The following is a 16,692-nucleotide window of genomic DNA, read 5'->3' as shown; positions in this document are numbered from 1 at the left end:
ACGGCTGGCAACTGGAGCGGTGGAGCCGTTCCAACATCAACCGATGACGTAATATTTGACGGCAGTTCATTTAATACATAGCAAACAAATATTTATAACTTTACCAGATGTTCTCTCTCCGCTCCCTTCTTCTTTTTGCTCTTGCAAATTTTTTACTGCATACTTTTTCTTTTGCGCAGAATAAAGTTATAGCAGGTGGAGGCCTCCATTCGTTAGCTGTTTGTTCTGATGGTATTGTAAGGGTTTGGGGAGCTAATTACAATGGCCAATTAGGTGACAGCACACTTCCCAATACGGCAGTTCCCATGCAAATAAATTCTCTTTCAGGAATTATTTCGGTGGCTGCAGGGGCGTGTCATTCGCTCGCACTAAAAAATGACGGAACCGTATGGGCGTGGGGCAGAAATCAGGTAGGTCAGTTGGGTGATGGAACAACCAATACCAATGCCTGCCAATGCAAAGGCGTTGTTCAGGTAAGCGGGCTTTCGGGTATTATTGCTATTGATGCTGCCAATCATCATTCTCATGCTTTGAAGAATGACGGAACGGTTTGGTCATGGGGGCTTAATACTTTTGGTCAGTTAGGCGACAGCACAACCATTAATAAATCTTCTCCCGTGCAAGTGAAAGGGCTCACCGGCATTATTGCAATTGCGACAGGTAACGCATATTCCCTTGCGGTTAAAAATGACGGAACAGTTTGGGCTTGGGGGCTCAATAATAATGGACAATTAGGTGATGGAACTACCATAGACAAATGGACTCCTGTGCTGGTAAGTTCTCTCACCGGAATTACTGCCATTGCCGCGGGTACAGTTTATTCCATTGCATTAAAAAATGACGGCACGGTTTGGGCATGGGGGAATAACCTTTCAGGAGCATTTGGCAATGGTACAAATACCAACAGTTCTGTTCCTATACAGGTAAACACTGGTATTTCCGCCATTGCTGCCGGTAGTTATGATTATTCTCTTTTTCTAAAAAAGGACAGCACGGTTTGGGCGTGCGGAGATAATACGGAAGGACAGCTTGGCGATGGCACCACTACGAACAGATGGAACCCTGTTCAATCTGGTTCTTTAAACAGTATTATTGCTATTGCGGCAGGTGATTTATATCATTCCTTGGCCATGAAAAAAGACAGCACACTTTGGGCATGGGGGTATAATGTAGAGGGTGGTTTAGGAGACGGAACATTTAGCACCACCGGCTGTGGATGCAAACCATCACCCGTGCAGGTGATTGGAGGAGTATGCACGAATACAGCGGGAGTAAATGAAATTGCAGAGCAGGAAAATATTTTACTGTATCCGAATCCAACAAACGGAGTATTTACGGTTTCTGGTTTGCGGTCTACAATTTTCGGTTTAAACATCTATAATATAATGGGCGAAAAAGTGACACGAAGTGTCATTCCGAACGCAGTGAGGAATCTCACCATTGATATTTCCAACCAAGCGAATGGAATTTATTTTTTACAGGTAAATACAATAGAAAAAATATATACGGCAAAAATCATCATTCAACATTAACCAACAAACTAAATTTACATGGCAACTTATTATTGGACAGATAACACAAACTCTCATGACTGGAATACCGCAGGTAACTGGAGCACAGTATCTGGCGGCACCGGTGACGGTGCAGTGCCATTATCTACTGACAATGCAGTATTTGATGTGAATTCAACTACTCAATGCACTGTTAGCACTGCCAATGGCACTTGCGCAACAATTGACTTTACAAATTATACAAACACAATTACATTAACCGGAACTTTAACAGTGAACGGCAATGTTACTTTTGGAGCAAGCATGGTTGCCACAGGCAGCAGCACAATAGGGCTGATTGTTTCGGGCGCTTCCACTATCAAATCAAACGGGTTTGTGTGGAACATGCCGATGAAATTTAACCTTACCGGTACAAAAACATTAAACGGAAACCTGACCTTATCCGGTTTGCTTACCATTAGCGGAGCGACAACACTTACACCTAGTGTTGCTGAAACGCTGACATTGACCGGAACAAACGGAGGAATAAATATGGGGAATACTACTAACGGGGCAGTAAAAATTATTTTTACAGGCGGAACATGGCAAGGCGCTCATGCAATAGGCAATGATACGGATTTGAATGGCAATGTTACTATAGCCAACCAAGCCACTTATGGTGTGAGCGGCAGTTCAGGTATAACATTAACCTATGTATCCGGAACAATTACATGGCAGGGCGACTTCAGGTTAAATCCTCTTTCTCCGTTTAATCTTAAATTGAATGGAACTAACTTGAATAATGTTCAGTTCTCAAGTTCAGGAGGAACAGTTACTCTCCTTAACGATTTAACCTGCAACGGTGATTTTAAGAATGTAAGCCAAACCGGCTCCACTTTTACAATGAATAGCGGTAATTTTAATATCGGGGGAGGAATTTTATGGTCATCGGCACAAACAACAGTCATAAATGGAACAACAAAATTTATTTTGAATGGGTCAAACAGCAGAAGTATAGATTTTTCCGGCATTACTACCGGAAGTTTGCAAAACAGTTTAGAAATAAATATTTCAACAACAGCTACACTTACAATTATTGGCAATGCAAGCAGCATCAGCCAATATTATCGCCAGTTTAACTACAATACCGGAACGTTAAAATATACTGCCGGAATAGTTGATACTGCTACCAATGATGTGATATTATTTATTAATGCCAGCACAACTACCCATTTAGATACAGTTAAAATGGATGGGACTGGAAATCCGGGCACAACGAACAAATGGAATAAAATGACAATTAAAGGCACTATTACAGTTACTCTTGACAGCAATTGCTTTGTGGCAAGTACTTTTAAACTGGGTGCTGTAGGAGGCGCATCTTCAACTACCACTACTATTGCCGGAGGGCTTAATACTATACAGGTGAATTGACAGCAAGAAGGAATTTATTTCCTGCAAGAGAAAACCGCAGCGGGAATTATTTCAAAGAAAATTGTAATGCAACGGTAGTATAATGATTTTGCATCTTGCCTAATGCCTGTTTGCTTTTTTCCCCTAACTTCAAACCTTGAATTTTAAATGTTGAACTCACGGTGTGCGGCATAGCAGGAATATTTAATTTGAACCAGGAACCGGTTGCAGAATCAGTCATTAAAAAAATGGCTGAACAAATTGCGCACCGCGGTCCCGATGGAGAAGGTCATTTTGTGGAAGGCAATATTGCGCTTGCTCACAGGCGGCTTGCCATACTTGATATTTCTTCGCGCGGAGCGCAGCCCATGTCTTCCAAAAATGGGGTATGGATTTTGATTTTCAACGGATGCATTTATAATTTTCCCGAACTTAAAAAAGAACTTCAGAAAAAAGGACATGAATTTATTTCCACCACCGATACAGAAGTTATCGTGGAAGGATTAGCCGAGTACGGAACCGGGTTTTTCGAGCGGCTCAACGGAATGTTTGCCGTTGCCGCATGGAACAAAAAAGAAAAACAGTTAATTCTTTCCCGCGACAGGTTTGGCGTGAAGCCGCTGTATTATTGGTTTAACGGAAAGTCGCTCGTATTTGCTTCCGAAATAAAAGCAATCGTTGCACATCCTGAGTTCAGGATGAAATTAAATTATGAAGCGCTGAATGAATATTTCACATTTCAGAATCTTTTTGCGTATCACACTTTGTTCGATGGTGTAATCATGCTTCCACCAGCCAACACGGTGAAAGTTGATTCAACGAGCAGTTTTGTAAAACATAATTCGTGGTGGGATTATGATTTTTCTGAACCGGATGAGAAAATGAGTTTTGCAGATGCAAAAAATGAAACGCAGCGGTTGTTCAAACAGGCAGTAGCGCGCCAAATGATTTCTGATGTTCCGGTTGGTTCTTATTTATCAGGAGGAATGGATTCGGGTTCGATTACAGCCATTGCATCGCAGCAGGTAAAACGGCTTACCACTTTCACCTGCGGATTCGACATGAGCGAAGTAACCGGAGTGGAAGCAAATTACGATGAACGCAAAGCGGCAGAACTCATGGCGAATTATTTCAAGACGGAACATTATGAGCAAATCATCAATGCCGGAGATTTAAGTTGGTCGCTTCCGCGCGTGGTTTATCATCTCGAAGATTTGCGCGTGGGCATGTCGTATCCGAATTATTATATCAGCCGGCTTGCTTCTAAATTTGTGAAGGTTTGTTTACAGGGAACAGGCGGTGATGAATTATATGGCGGTTATCCATGGAGGTATTACCGCGTTTTTAATTCTGTAAATCAAAAAGAATTTTTTAATTTATATTATGATTTCTGGCAGCGGCTTGTACCCGATGAAAGAAAAAATGAATTGTTCACCGGCACGGTAAAAATTTCAAACGCATCAAAACCCAGAAAGGTCTTTGAAAATGTTTTTCTCTTCAACGAAAAATTAAAATATGATTCACCTGAGCAGCATATTCAGAATTCATTGTTCTTCGAAATAAAAACTTTTTTACCGGGACTTCTTTTGGTGGGCGATAAACTCTCCATGGCAAACGGATTGGAAGAGCGGTTTCCGTTTTTAGATAATGATTTGGTTAACTTCGCACAAAAAATTCCTGTAAAACATAAATTAGGAAATCTGAAAAAAGAAATTGAGCGGATAGATGAAAATCTGGAAAAGAAAAAATCAGTATACCACGAATTTGATGATGGAAAAAATGTATTGCGAAAAGCCATGCTCGATTTCTTGCCCCAAAAAATAATTAACAGGAAGAAACAGGGCTTTTCTGCTCCTGATGAATCGTGGTACAGGGGAGAAAATGCGCAGTATGTAAAGGAACTGCTGCTGAATAAAAAAACCGTTTCCTCCGAGTTCATAAACAAAAAATTTATAAAAGCGACTGTTGACGAGCATATCAATAAAAAAATAAATCACCGCCTGTTAATATGGTCGTTCATGAATTTTGAATGGTGGTGCAGGATATTTTTGAACGGAGAAAAAATAAGAGATTAAACTAATTTTCCTGCCAACTTTGTCGTATAGTTTAAAATTTATTCAGCATTTGCAGTTAGGCAGTGTCATTCTGTAACCTTATGATATACTTATAATACACTTATATGTTACTGGTGGTATACTTATAGATTACTTCTATGTTACTTCTACCATACTTCCTCCTTATTTATCGGAATCTCTTGTTATAGGAATGATGGAAGATTGGAAGATTGGAAGAACAGATTTCCTTTCAGCAACCGTAACAAAAAACCAAAGGGCAGGAAACATTGGCGCTGCTGCGCCTTTGCTTCTGCCCTTCGGCATGTTCGATCCAACCTCACTTAAGGATGCCTGCGTATGAACGCGGCAAACCTGCGCGGGTCGCCCACCAGGTCGGGAACATTCACCGACACGGTGTACAACTTACCCAGCGACTTTGCTTCGGCAGTATTGCGCTTGATGGGCGCCTCCCACACATCCGGGTCGTTACTGGAAGGGTGGAATCCGTGATTGCTCAGATACGTTTCCACCTGCTGCCTGGTTACCTGCGCGCCCGGTTTGAACAGGTCGCGGTGAGCTGCTTCGCGTATGAGCGTAAAGCGGTTTCCGCTTTGCACTTCAATATCGAGCACATCGCCTTCTTTGAGGTTGGTCTGCTTGAGCAAGTCAGCAGGAAAGGTGATGATGCCGCCCGTTAAGGTAACCTGAAAAATGGATTTTTCCATTGTTTCATAGGTTTTACAATTATTCCCCGCTTATGCTCATCTTCGCGGTCTGTGTTGCCGCTAAGGTTTCATCCCGCTTCAGCAGGATAAGGAACTCGGTGTTTTATTTATTCCCTGAGTAGTGTTGCTTCATGTTTTTTTTCTTTTGATGTTTTGTCGCTTCCGTTCGTTATCCATACCTTGCAAAAGCCCTGCCAAACTTTTCAGGGAAATTCATGAAAAATAAATTTTCAACACACCAAATATTTTTTCAGCACGCACGTTGCTCCTATGAAAAATAGCTTCAGAAAAAAATTTCCGCAACGTAAAAAATGAAATAAGCTGTTGATAAGTCGCCTGCCGTGCATAAAAGCCGGAAGTGTACCGGAGTCGGGCAACAAGCGTTTGTAAAGTAATAAAAAACTTTTTTGCAAACCGGTTCTGTATTTTCAAAGTTCAACTACCTTTGGCATTCGGTTTTTAAAAGAACTATTAAAGGGTATCAATAAAAAAAATCACATCCGCTTGCCGTTTATAAATTTTGAATGGTGGTGCAGATTAGAATGAAAAAAACAACTGCATTTTCATTATTAATAATTTTACTTGTATTTTTTCTTTCAGGCGCTGCTGCGCTCATCTATCAGGTTGCCTGGCAGCGATTGCTTACGGTGTATTATGGAGTGGGATTTTATTCAGTCACTCTTATTGTGAGCATTTATATGTTCGGGATGGGAATTGGCGGATATGTGGGAGGAAAATTATCGGAGAAGGTCAAAGAAAAAATAAAACTTTATTTGGGCATAGAAATTTTAATCGGGTTGTTCGGAGTTGCAAGCCCATACATTCTTGATTTCATAGGACAGAAAACTGCCGGAGTGAATTATTTTTTTACAGCAGTATTATTATTTCTTTTTCTTTCGCTTCCCACTTTGTTGATGGGTGCAACGCTGCCACTTCTTGTAAAAATATATAATCGCATTCGGAAAGATTTTTTTCGCAGTGTCAGCCGTTTATATTTTGTAAATACGCTGGGTGCTGCAAGCGGTGCGCTGTTCGCAACTTTTTTTATCATTTCATTTTTTGGTTTAGATACTGCAGTTTATTGTGCATCAGCGCTGAATTTATTCATCGGCATGATAGTATATTTTTCGGGAAAAAAATTTCAAACCGAATTTTCTTCTTCGGAACAGGAAAACGCTAATCTGCCGGATGGGAGCAAAAACTTTATTCCAATTCATTTAACATATTTAATTGTTTTCATTACGGGTTTTGCTGCAATCGGGTATGAACTTGTTTGGTTCCGCATCATAAGTATTCTTACAAAAGATTCTGCTTACGCATTTTCTACAGTGCTTTTTGTCTATTTGCTCGGTCTTGCGATTGGAAGTTATTTTGTAAATAACATAACTAAAAAATTTTCTTTTCATAAGAAAAAGAATTTTTATTTCATGCTGCAATTTTTGCTCGGGTTATTTGTAATAGTTTCATTTTATTTATTCTATCAATTAAATACTTTTCCAAATTATTTTTCTGCAATTACCGATGAGTCATTTAACAATGACACGCATCCTTTGTTTAATTCATCTCATGGAATACGGGAGTTCGTAATCAACTATGATATCTTTTTCTATCCCTTGTTATTTGTTTTGATTCCCACCATCATCATGGGTGCAAGTTTTCCTTTAATAAATGAAATCACCAAGAGAAAAATAAATGCCGAAGGAAATACTGTTGGAAATATTTATTTTTTCAATGTGCTCGGAAATGTAATGGGCGGAATGCTTACCGGGTTTGTTCTTTTGCCTCTGATAAAAACATCGGGAACGCTTGCGGTGTTTTCTTCGGTGAACACGCTTTTCCTGCTGGGAACAATTAGAAGAAAACAAAATAAAATACCTGCAATAATTCTTGCAGCAATTCTCATCATTTTCAACTTTCTTGCTTTTCCCGATAATTATTCTTTTTATTCTTCTATTCATTCAAATTATCCGCATAAATTCAAAAGCAATAATCATAAGACCGCGCTGGAAGAGGGAAGACAATCCGTCATCGTTACTTATTACAATGATACATCCGTGTATAGAAATTTTATTAATGGAAGCAGTCATGGTTTTCGCCCCGGATATACTTATTATTATGAATGCCTGGAAAGCATCCGGTATGCAAAGAAGGCAGAAAATATTTTGATAATAGGTTTTGGCGCGGGCTCAATCACTGAAGCATTTTTGAAATTCCCCAGTACAAAAAAAGTAACTCTTGTTGAAATTAATAAAACGCTGTTGGATAATTTCGCAAAAATTCCGGAGATAAAAAATATTTTGTTTCATCCGAAACTTATTACCGTCATTGAGGATGGCAGGCGTTTTCTTAACAGTGTAAATGAAAAGTTCGATATTATTTTGCTGGACCCGCTACGTTCACAGGTGGCATACAGCAACAATATTAACTCCAAAGAATTTTTCGGGATTGTAAAAACACATTTATCTTCCGATGGAATTGTGATGGTTGGCGGACAATATGATCCCGTAAAAACTAAAACCCTCCATCTTGCTTTGCCTGAAATCAGATGCTATAAATTTTTTTTACTGGGAGCATTGAAACCATTTTCAGTTAATGAGGAAGCGGCAAGCAGGTATTTGACTACATTTAACAACTGGCAGGTGAAAAATATTTTAGAACAAAATTCTTATATCGGAGATTATTTCAGTATGAGTATTCAATTCTGTAATTATCCGTGCAACACCGATTGGAAACCCGTGAATGAATATTATCTCGGCAAGGAATATAAAATTCAGAAATGTATTCATGAAGGAAAAGGACAAAAAGAAAATAATTAACCGATACGAAAGCAGATTAAAACAATTCGGGCCTGTTCAAAAATCTTTGGGATGGTTGAGGGGAAGGCAGCGGTTCCGGTTTCATTATCTCAAACAAGTAACGGGCTTTGAAAAAAATGACAGCGTGCTTGATATTGGATGCGGATACGGAGATTTGTGGAGACATCTCCAGCAGAATGGATGGAAAGGAAAATACACCGGCATTGATATAGTTCCCGGATTAATTAATGAAGCAAACAAGCGCTATCCAAAAATTAATTTCAGATTAACCGACATCACTTCCGGAAAATTTAACGAAGTGCACGATTGGGTTTTTTCGTCCGGAGCACTTACGAGTAAAACGGAAGAAATAGATTCCCATGAGCATATCCGGCAGATGCTTCAGAAGATGTTTGCATTATGCCGGAAAGGAGTTAGCGCGAACTTTTGCAGTCCGCTGGTTGATTTTGAATCGGATGTTAATTTTCATCCGCAGTTCGATAGAATTCTGAAAATTACTTCTGAACTCACAAAAAGATTTGTGCTGCGTCATGATTATATGCCGTATGAATTTACTCTTTACTTATATAAAAATGACGCGGTAAATACCAAATCAAATGTGTTTCAATCTGAAATGAAATTATACAATCAACTTAAAGTCATTGATTGATCGGGTTATGAGTTCGTTCATTGCTGTGTTGGGTGGCAATACAATGGCGATGCCTGCGGTAAAACATTTACGCGAATCAGGGTATAAGGTCATTGTTCTGGATAAAAAACCTTGCGCTGATTCCTATGCCATCGCATCTGAAACAATCGTTGCTGACTTGTACAATCCATCCGAGGTTATTAATTCGCTGAAGAAATATAAACTCGATGCCGTTATGGCGCTGAATGATTTTGCAGTGCGCTCTGCTTCTGCTGCCAGCAAAGAATTTAAACTGCCGGGTTTTTCTGCCGAAGCGGCTGAAAATGTTTTGCAGAAATCGCGCATGAAAAAATTATGGATAGATGCCGGCTTAAAAACCGCCTATTCAAAAAGTTTCAATGCAAAAAACGTTATGAGCGGAAAAAAAATTGATTGGGAATTTTTCCCCTGCATATTAAAACCTTCCTTTGCCGGTGGGGCATCCCGTGGAGTTTATTTTATACGTTCTCTTGAAGAACTGCGAAATAAGTTGAAGGAATCCCTGAAATTCTATTTGGCAGATGAATTTTTGCTTGAAGAATATATTGAAGGTACTGAACATACTGTTGAAGTATTAATACATGATGGAAATACTACCATCATTTCAATTTCTGATAAAAAAAATTATGAAAACAGTTACACAATAGTTCAGAAATTATACTTTCCGGGAGAGACAGGACATCGGCATAAAGAAGAAATTACCAGAATAGTTGACAAGGCATGTAAGGTGCTGGGATTAAATTTCGGAAGTGCGCATTTTGAAATTATCATTTCAGATAACAATGTTTATTTGCTGGAAGTTGGAGGAAGGCCTGGCGGAGGTTTGAATTTTTTCCCTATCGGTTATATCTCCACCGGATATGATTATCCTTTGGAACTTGCAAGAATCCTTTCGGGAAAACCTCCCCTGCTTGAAAGACACACCCAAACGTATCAATTAGGATGGTATTTTTGGAGTTCCCCTTTGGGTATTCTTAAAGAAGTAAAAGGAATCGAGGATGTAAAAAAAAATCCGTCAGTGATTGCGTGTGAATTACTTGTCAGGGAAGGGCAAATGCTGACTCCGGATTTCAAAAATGATATGGAACGTCCGGGATATATTTTAGTGAAGGGAAAAGACAAAAAAGAAGTTGACGATTTAATCAATTACATGGCACCGAAGGTTGAATTTATAGTTGAATTCTAAATGGTATAATAAATAAATAACAATAGTATGACTGTTTTTTTTGGCAGAATTATTTATTATTTTTTTTCGGTTTATTGGAATGTGATTGCTTTTTCCTATCGTAAATCAAAACAGGGCTGCGAGCCAAGAATTTTTTTTGGAATGGAGCCATTGATTAATAATAAATATTGGGCGAATGCTCTGAAAAAAGCAGGATACAAAGCTCAAACCGTAATGAAGCAATATTATGGCAGTATAAATCAAAAAAATGATTTTGATTTGTATGTGGAGGATATTCTTAAGGACAACTACTGGGTTATGCCGACTTTTTTCAAATATACATTCAGGCATTATTTTGTTTTTGATTTTCTTCTCAAGCATTTTGACATATTTCACATTTCATGTGACGGAATAATCTTAAATGAAACGCCTTTTCGGTTTAATGAGGGAAGATGGATTAAGAAGTTTGGAGGGAAAATAGTTGTTATTCCTTATGGCGGTGATTTTTTGCAGTATTCCATGATTTCAAATTTTTCTTATCTCCATGGCTTACTGACTCATTATCCTAAACAATCAGTAAATGAAGCACTTATATCAAAATCTGTAGAGTACTGGGGAAAGGAGTGCGATGCTTTCATTGCCAGCAATATTCTGGAAGGAAAATCACGGTGGGATGTTTTGCCTTTCTGTAATTTATCCATAGATACGCAGCAATGGGAAATCAAGAAAGAATATAATTTAAAAGATGGGGTTAATGAAGAAGTTGTGGTAGTCCATTCTCCGAATCATAAAACAATTAAAGGTTCTGAATTTATTGTAAATGCAGTAGAAGAATTGAGGAAAGAAGGATTAAAAGTCCGGTTCATATTAATTGAAAAATTCCAGAATGAAGATGTGAGAAGAATTTTATCCTACGAAGCGGACATACTTGCAGAACAGCTGCTGGTCGGTTATGCAATGAGCGCTGTTGAAGGAATGGCGTTGGGGCTGCCCGTCATATCGAACCTGGAATATGAGCCTTATACACGCGTCTACAGGAGATTTTCATATCTTAATGAAAGCCCTGTTTTATCCTCAACTCCCGAAAACATTAAAGAGAATTTAAAAATCCTGATTCGTAATCCGCAACTCAGAAAAGAACTGGGAATGGCAGGAAGAAAATACGTGGAGAAATATCATTCCGAAAAAACAGCGCAGTATATGTTTGGAAAGATTTATGATAAAATCTGGTTTGGGAAAACGGAAATTGATTTAATGAATATGTTTCATCCTCTAAATCCAAATTCTTATAATAGCCAAAGCCCCAAGGTTGAACATCCATTGGTAGAAAATAAAATTCCGTCTGAATTATTTCAAAATCTAAACAAGTAAATTGAAAATACTCATTACAGGTGCAAGCGGATTAATCGGGAGTTCTCTTGTAAATAAAATTACAGAAGGGAATGAAATTTTTATATTGAATCATAACCGTAAATTGCAAAATGAATTTTCAAAAAAAGTGAAAACTATTTTTTGCGATTTATCGGAAGATTGGAATGTAAATTTTCTTCCTGAAAAAATAGATGCCATTATTCATCTCGCGCAATCTGAGCATTTCAGAGAGTTTCCGGAGAAATCAGAAGAAATTTTCAGAGTAAACACACTTAGCACTCTTAAATTGCTAAACTATGCAAAGTATTCTGACGCAAAAAAATTTATTTATGCTTCTTCAGGAGGAATTTATGGGAACAATGAATCCGGTTTTAATGAAGATACCCCTGTAGTTTCAAATAATGATATTGGATTTTATCTTAGCACAAAATTATGCTCAGAAATAATTGCTGAAAACTATAATTCTTTTTTTGATGTAATAACATTGCGTTTCTTTTTTGTGTATGGAAAAAATCAAAAATGTTCCATGCTGATTCCTCGTCTCGTTGACTCTGTTAAGCAAGAGAAACCAATTATTTTGCAGGGCAAAGAAGGTATTAAAATAAATCCGGTTCATGTAGAGGATGCAGCCTCAGCAGTAATTAAAACAATGGCCTTAAATGGCAGCCATAAAATCAATATTGCAGGCCCCGAAATACTATCTATTAAACAAATTGCAGAAACTATTGGCGGAAAATTGCAGAAGAAGCCATTGTTCGAAATAAAAAACATTGAATCAAAAAACCTCATTGGCGATATTGGCAAAATGTGTAAATTGCTTTCTGTCCCTAAAGTAAATTTCAGCGAAGGAATAACAGCATTAATTTAGTATCTAGGATGGATAATAATACAAGGCAAAGTTTTGATGACAAATGGAAAAATAATACACAGTTGGCGTTTGCACCAACTCTTCACAAGGGCTCTGAAATACAACAATGGATTTTGGACCGAAACGGATGGAATTCCTTGGAAGGATTAAAAGATTTTCTTTCCGATAAAAAAAGAATTTTAGATGCCGGTTGCGGTAACGGGCGCGTTACAGCATTGCTCCGCGAACATTCCCATTCGACAGAAACAGAAGTGGGCGGTATCGACCTTGTTTCTGCCGGGGTCGCTCAAAGCAACTTAAGCGGATATAAAAATATTTGGATCAAATCCTTTGATTTGCTGGCTGATTTATCCTCTCTTGGAAAATTTGATTTCATTTATTGTCAGGAAGTGTTGCATCATACGGAAAATCCCAAAAAAGCATTTGAGAATTTGTCTTGCTTGTTGGAATCCAATGGAGAAATTGCCATTTATGTCTATAAGCAAAAAGCTCCCGTAAGGGAATTTGTCGATGATTATGTAAGGCAAAAAATTTCCCGGCTTTCCTATGAGGAGGCAATGAAAGCGTGCGAGCAAATCACTCAATTGGGGAAAACCCTTTCGGGTTTAAAAACAAAAGTTAAAATTCCCGCTGTGGAGATTCTGGACATAGAAGAAGGAGAATATGACATCCATCGTTTTTTTTATCATTTTTATATGAAATGTTTTTGGAATGAGGGTATTTCTTTTCATGATAATGCGGTTATCAATTATGATTGGTATCATCCTCAGAATTGTTCCCGCCATACCTTGCCTGAAGTCCGGGATTGGTTTCGGTCATCCGGATTAAAAATTGTGCATGAGCATATTGACCGTTATGGCATAACTTTGCGTGGAAGAAAATAAGAGCATTGTTTGCTGATGAAAAAGTATAATATAGCTTTATTTCATATAGGCATTTCCAACTTATCCGGAGGTGGCGGAGCGCAGCGTTTCTTTATTGATTTTTTCTACCGCTATTATAACGGCTCTCCAAAGCATAATCTTTTCTTCTTTACTGATAAAAACTCTTATAATGATATTACTCTTAAATCCGATTATCAGAAAATCAGAAAAAGGATTTTAAAACTTCTTAACATAAACAACCGGTTTAAAAAAATACTTGAAAACATTCACCTGTTATATATTATAATCGTATACCGCCTGGACCTCATTCATATTTGCCAGTATTACCATGAGACCTTTTATGACAAATTGATATTTATCCAGAAACTTCCCAAAAACATTCGTCCGAAAATTGTAATTAATTTTATCCACTGCACTTTTCCATATGAGTATAACAATACAGGCAGTAAAGCATTTAAAATTTTTCACCAGAAATTTGACCCACTGTTTCAAAATATTAAAATTGATGGAATATATTCATGGTATGATTTATTTAAAGAATATGTCGAAAAGAATAAAATCATACGATCGAATCCTTTTATATATCCCGTTAAATATTGTTTTTGTAATTCAGAAAATTTTTTTCCGGCAAATGAAAAAAAAAACATAATTGTGTTCGCAGCATGGTTAACCGCCCAAAAAAATCCTTTAATGTTTATCGAGGCAATTAATTTATTGGATAAATCCTTTTTGGAAGGGTGGAAAGTGTTAATTTGCGGTCAGGGAGAACAGGAGGAAATCGTAAAGCAAAAAATAAAAGATTATCATCTTGCAGATTGGGCCGAATTAAGAAACAACGTAACCGATATGGCCGCCATCTTTAATGAATCAAAATGTTTTGTTTCCACTCAGGAGTATGAAAACTTCACTTCGCTTTCAATGAACGAAGCCATGGCAAGCGGTAATGCAATTATTGCAAGAAATGTTGGACAGACATACTATTATGTTAAAGAAAATAGTAATGGATTCCTGGCAAAAGAAGATAGCGCAAAGGGAATAGCTGACTGCTTAATAAATTATCTTAAACATCCCGCATTGCATGAAAGAATGCAAAAAGAAAGCGTAAGAATTTGCTATGAAGTGCACACAGCAAATAATTTTATTAAAGAAATAGATGACTTCTGGGAGAAAATATTTAAAAACTAATTTTTTTCAAAATGATATCTGTAATTATTACTGCGTACAATTACGATAAATATATTGAGCGCGCTATTCGTAGCGTATTGAATCAAACGCTTGAGAGAAAAAAATTTGAAATCATTATTGTAAACGATGCAAGCACGGACGCTACCAAAGAGATTCTTAAAAATTATGACAGTGAAATCCGATTGATTCATTTAGAAAAAAATGTTGGTTTAGCAGAAGCCCGTAACACCGGAATTAAAAAGGCGAGGGGACAATTTGTAGTTTTTCTCGATGCCGATGATTACATGCACAATGAATTGCTCAGAATGCAATCTTTATTCCTTATAGAAAACAATAACCTTGATGCGGTATCTGTTGATTACTTTCTTGTAGATGAAAAAGAAAATCATCAGGAACTTATTTCAGCAGAAAAAAAACCGATTGCCTGTGGGATAATGTTCCGAAAGGAGCGACTTTTTGATATAGGGCTCTATGATAAAAATTTCAGGGCGCGCGAAGAAGAGGACTTGCGAAAAAGATTTCTTCAGAAATATAAAATCTATAATATTATTCTTCCTCTCTACAGGTATAGAAAGCATAACGGCAATCTGACTAATAATAAAAAGACGATGCGCACTTATTTAAAGTTGCTCAAACAAAAACATAAAAAATAATATGGGCAATGTGTATTTGAAAATGTTCTCTGAAATCAGCGAAGATGATATAAAAATTTTTTATGAATCGCGTTTATGGAAAAAAATTTCATCGCAATATTTTTGGCTGCCTCTTTCTCAAAAATATTACAACGAATACTATAATAATCGTCATAAAAATCTCAGTATTGTAATTTATAATAACCACGAGCCGGTATTAATTGCAATTTGCTTTTCTGATTCAAACACTCTCTCTTATTTCCATTTTCCGTTTACAGTTCATTTCCTGAAAGACAAACCGGAAATAATCGATCAGGTTTTTAATTTTTTTTTTAATAAAATAGATGCACTGAAGAATCAGGGAAAGATTTTTAATCTTAGATGCTATTATGATGAGTATCTTATTTCCAATTATTTCAATAATATTGTTTCTGTTTCAAACGAGCATTACGGAATTATCGATCTTGCGTTGCCGCTGGAAATAATAAAATCCAACATTCGGAAAAGTTATAAATCACTCATCAATTGGGGGGAACGTAATTTAAAGGTAAATATTATGAATAAGGACAATGCGGATAAAAAGCTTTTTGATGAGTTTAAAAATTTTCACCTACATACTTCCGGAAGACAAACCCGGAACGATGTTACATGGGAATTGCAATATGAAATGATAAAACAAGGGGGCGCATATTTAACGACCGCCTTTTATTCGGATAACTTAGTATCGGCAAATCTTTTTTTGCATGGTACCGAAGAAGCATTTTATTCTGTTGCGGTAAATGACAGGTCACTTATGGCAGAAAATATTTCCATTGCGCATTATCCCATCTATCATTCCATATCGTATGGCAAACAAATCGGTCTGAAAAAAATGAATATGGATATTGTTGATAAATTTGATGATGAGAAAAAGAATAATATTTCAAAATTCAAAAAAGGTTTTACAAATAGGGTGGAAGTGAAAACATATTATACTATTTCTCTTTAAAATCAGAAGTGGAAAAAAGTAAATTACCTCGTTTTATTTTTGTCGGAGGAAGCAGCAGGTCCGGTACGACATTACTTCAAAGAATTCTTACCTCTCATTCCAGGATAGGCGGAGGATACCAGTTCAGCGGCAATGAATTTAATTTTACTCATGATATTTTTCACCTTTATGAACGGATGAAAAACGGATGGAAAGAATCCGAAGCGGAGTTTTTTATTTCTTCCAATGATGAACTTAGCGAAAACTTTAGAAAATTCTACCACTCATTTTTTAATAGGCAAAAGTTTGAAAAATTTGATTATGTATCTGAAAAAGTTCCCAAAAATATTCTTGTCGCCCATTCATTAATGGAAATATTTCCAGATGCCTACTTTATAAATATCTACCGTGATGGCAGAGATGTTCTTGCTTCCCATTATCAGATTATGCAAAGA

At 37.2% G+C, this 16,692-nt stretch carries 14 protein-coding genes; 13 read left to right on the top strand and 1 reads right to left on the bottom strand.

Annotated elements, in window-relative coordinates; translation table 11 throughout:
• Positions 1 to 107: 107 nt before the first annotated feature.
• From HY063_02195 to asnB, 3 genes are all read left to right on the top strand, one after another.
• On the top strand, positions 108 to 1,532 hold the full coding sequence (locus HY063_02195; protein ID MBI3500578.1) for a T9SS type A sorting domain-containing protein: 1,425 nt from the start codon (positions 108 to 110) through the stop codon (positions 1,530 to 1,532).
• A gap of 18 nt (positions 1,533 to 1,550) precedes the next feature.
• A complete protein-coding gene (locus tag HY063_02190) occupies positions 1,551 to 2,924 on the top strand; it encodes a hypothetical protein (GenBank protein MBI3500577.1) in 1,374 nt (457 codons plus the stop codon).
• Positions 2,925 to 3,085: 161 nt separating this feature from the next.
• Positions 3,086 to 4,978: an asparagine synthase (glutamine-hydrolyzing) gene (gene asnB, locus HY063_02185; GenBank protein MBI3500576.1), complete on the top strand. Its 1,893-nt coding sequence runs from the start codon at positions 3,086 to 3,088 to the stop codon at positions 4,976 to 4,978.
• Between the two features lie 320 nt (positions 4,979 to 5,298).
• Here the strand turns inward: asnB and HY063_02180 are convergent, their stop codons facing one another.
• Positions 5,299 to 5,682 carry an AbrB/MazE/SpoVT family DNA-binding domain-containing protein gene (locus HY063_02180; protein ID MBI3500575.1) on the bottom strand — a complete coding sequence of 128 codons (384 nt, stop codon included), beginning with the start codon at positions 5,680 to 5,682 and terminating at the stop codon, positions 5,299 to 5,301.
• Between the two features lie 542 nt (positions 5,683 to 6,224).
• On the opposite strand from HY063_02180, the gene HY063_02175 reads away from it, so the two are divergent.
• The 10 genes from HY063_02175 to HY063_02130 form a co-directional block, all read left to right on the top strand.
• Positions 6,225 to 8,498 (top strand): fused MFS/spermidine synthase, encoded by a 2,274-nt coding sequence (locus HY063_02175; GenBank protein ID MBI3500574.1) that lies wholly within the window; start codon positions 6,225 to 6,227, stop codon positions 8,496 to 8,498.
• The gene (locus HY063_02170; protein ID MBI3500573.1) at positions 8,467 to 9,147 is read left to right on the top strand and encodes a class I SAM-dependent methyltransferase; all 681 of its coding nucleotides are present in this window, start codon (positions 8,467 to 8,469) and stop codon (positions 9,145 to 9,147) included. Before HY063_02175 ends, HY063_02170 begins: the two co-directional genes overlap by 32 nt.
• The gene (locus HY063_02165; protein ID MBI3500572.1) at positions 9,140 to 10,351 is read left to right on the top strand and encodes an ATP-grasp domain-containing protein; all 1,212 of its coding nucleotides are present in this window, start codon (positions 9,140 to 9,142) and stop codon (positions 10,349 to 10,351) included. The genes HY063_02170 and HY063_02165 overlap by 8 nt, the downstream gene beginning before the upstream one ends.
• Positions 10,352 to 10,378: 27 nt before the next feature.
• Positions 10,379 to 11,701: a glycosyltransferase gene (locus tag HY063_02160; GenBank protein ID MBI3500571.1), complete on the top strand. Its 1,323-nt coding sequence runs from the start codon at positions 10,379 to 10,381 to the stop codon at positions 11,699 to 11,701.
• Position 11,702: 1 nt separating this feature from the next.
• On the top strand, positions 11,703 to 12,569 hold the full coding sequence (locus HY063_02155; GenBank protein ID MBI3500570.1) for an NAD(P)-dependent oxidoreductase: 867 nt from the start codon (positions 11,703 to 11,705) through the stop codon (positions 12,567 to 12,569).
• A gap of 137 nt (positions 12,570 to 12,706) precedes the next feature.
• Positions 12,707 to 13,453 carry a class I SAM-dependent methyltransferase gene (locus HY063_02150; protein ID MBI3500569.1) on the top strand — a complete coding sequence of 249 codons (747 nt, stop codon included), beginning with the start codon at positions 12,707 to 12,709 and terminating at the stop codon, positions 13,451 to 13,453.
• Positions 13,454 to 13,468: 15 nt separating this feature from the next.
• On the top strand, positions 13,469 to 14,638 hold the full coding sequence (locus tag HY063_02145) for a glycosyltransferase family 4 protein (GenBank protein MBI3500568.1): 1,170 nt from the start codon (positions 13,469 to 13,471) through the stop codon (positions 14,636 to 14,638).
• An 11-nt stretch (positions 14,639 to 14,649) separates the two neighbouring features.
• On the top strand, positions 14,650 to 15,291 hold the full coding sequence (locus tag HY063_02140) for a glycosyltransferase family 2 protein (protein MBI3500567.1): 642 nt from the start codon (positions 14,650 to 14,652) through the stop codon (positions 15,289 to 15,291).
• Positions 15,292 to 15,313: 22 nt separating this feature from the next.
• Positions 15,314 to 16,258 carry a hypothetical protein gene (locus HY063_02135; protein ID MBI3500566.1) on the top strand — a complete coding sequence of 315 codons (945 nt, stop codon included), beginning with the start codon at positions 15,314 to 15,316 and terminating at the stop codon, positions 16,256 to 16,258.
• An 8-nt stretch (positions 16,259 to 16,266) separates the two neighbouring features.
• Positions 16,267 to 16,692, top strand: a 426-nt coding sequence (locus HY063_02130) for a sulfotransferase (GenBank protein MBI3500565.1), incomplete at its 3' end; no start/stop codon positions are given.

This window comes from Bacteroidota bacterium, from assembly GCA_016195025.1.
GTDB lineage: Bacteria > Bacteroidota > Bacteroidia > Palsa-948 > Palsa-948 > Palsa-948.
Note: the sequence above shows the minus strand (reverse complement) of the source record. Positions and strands in the feature narration are given on the sequence as shown.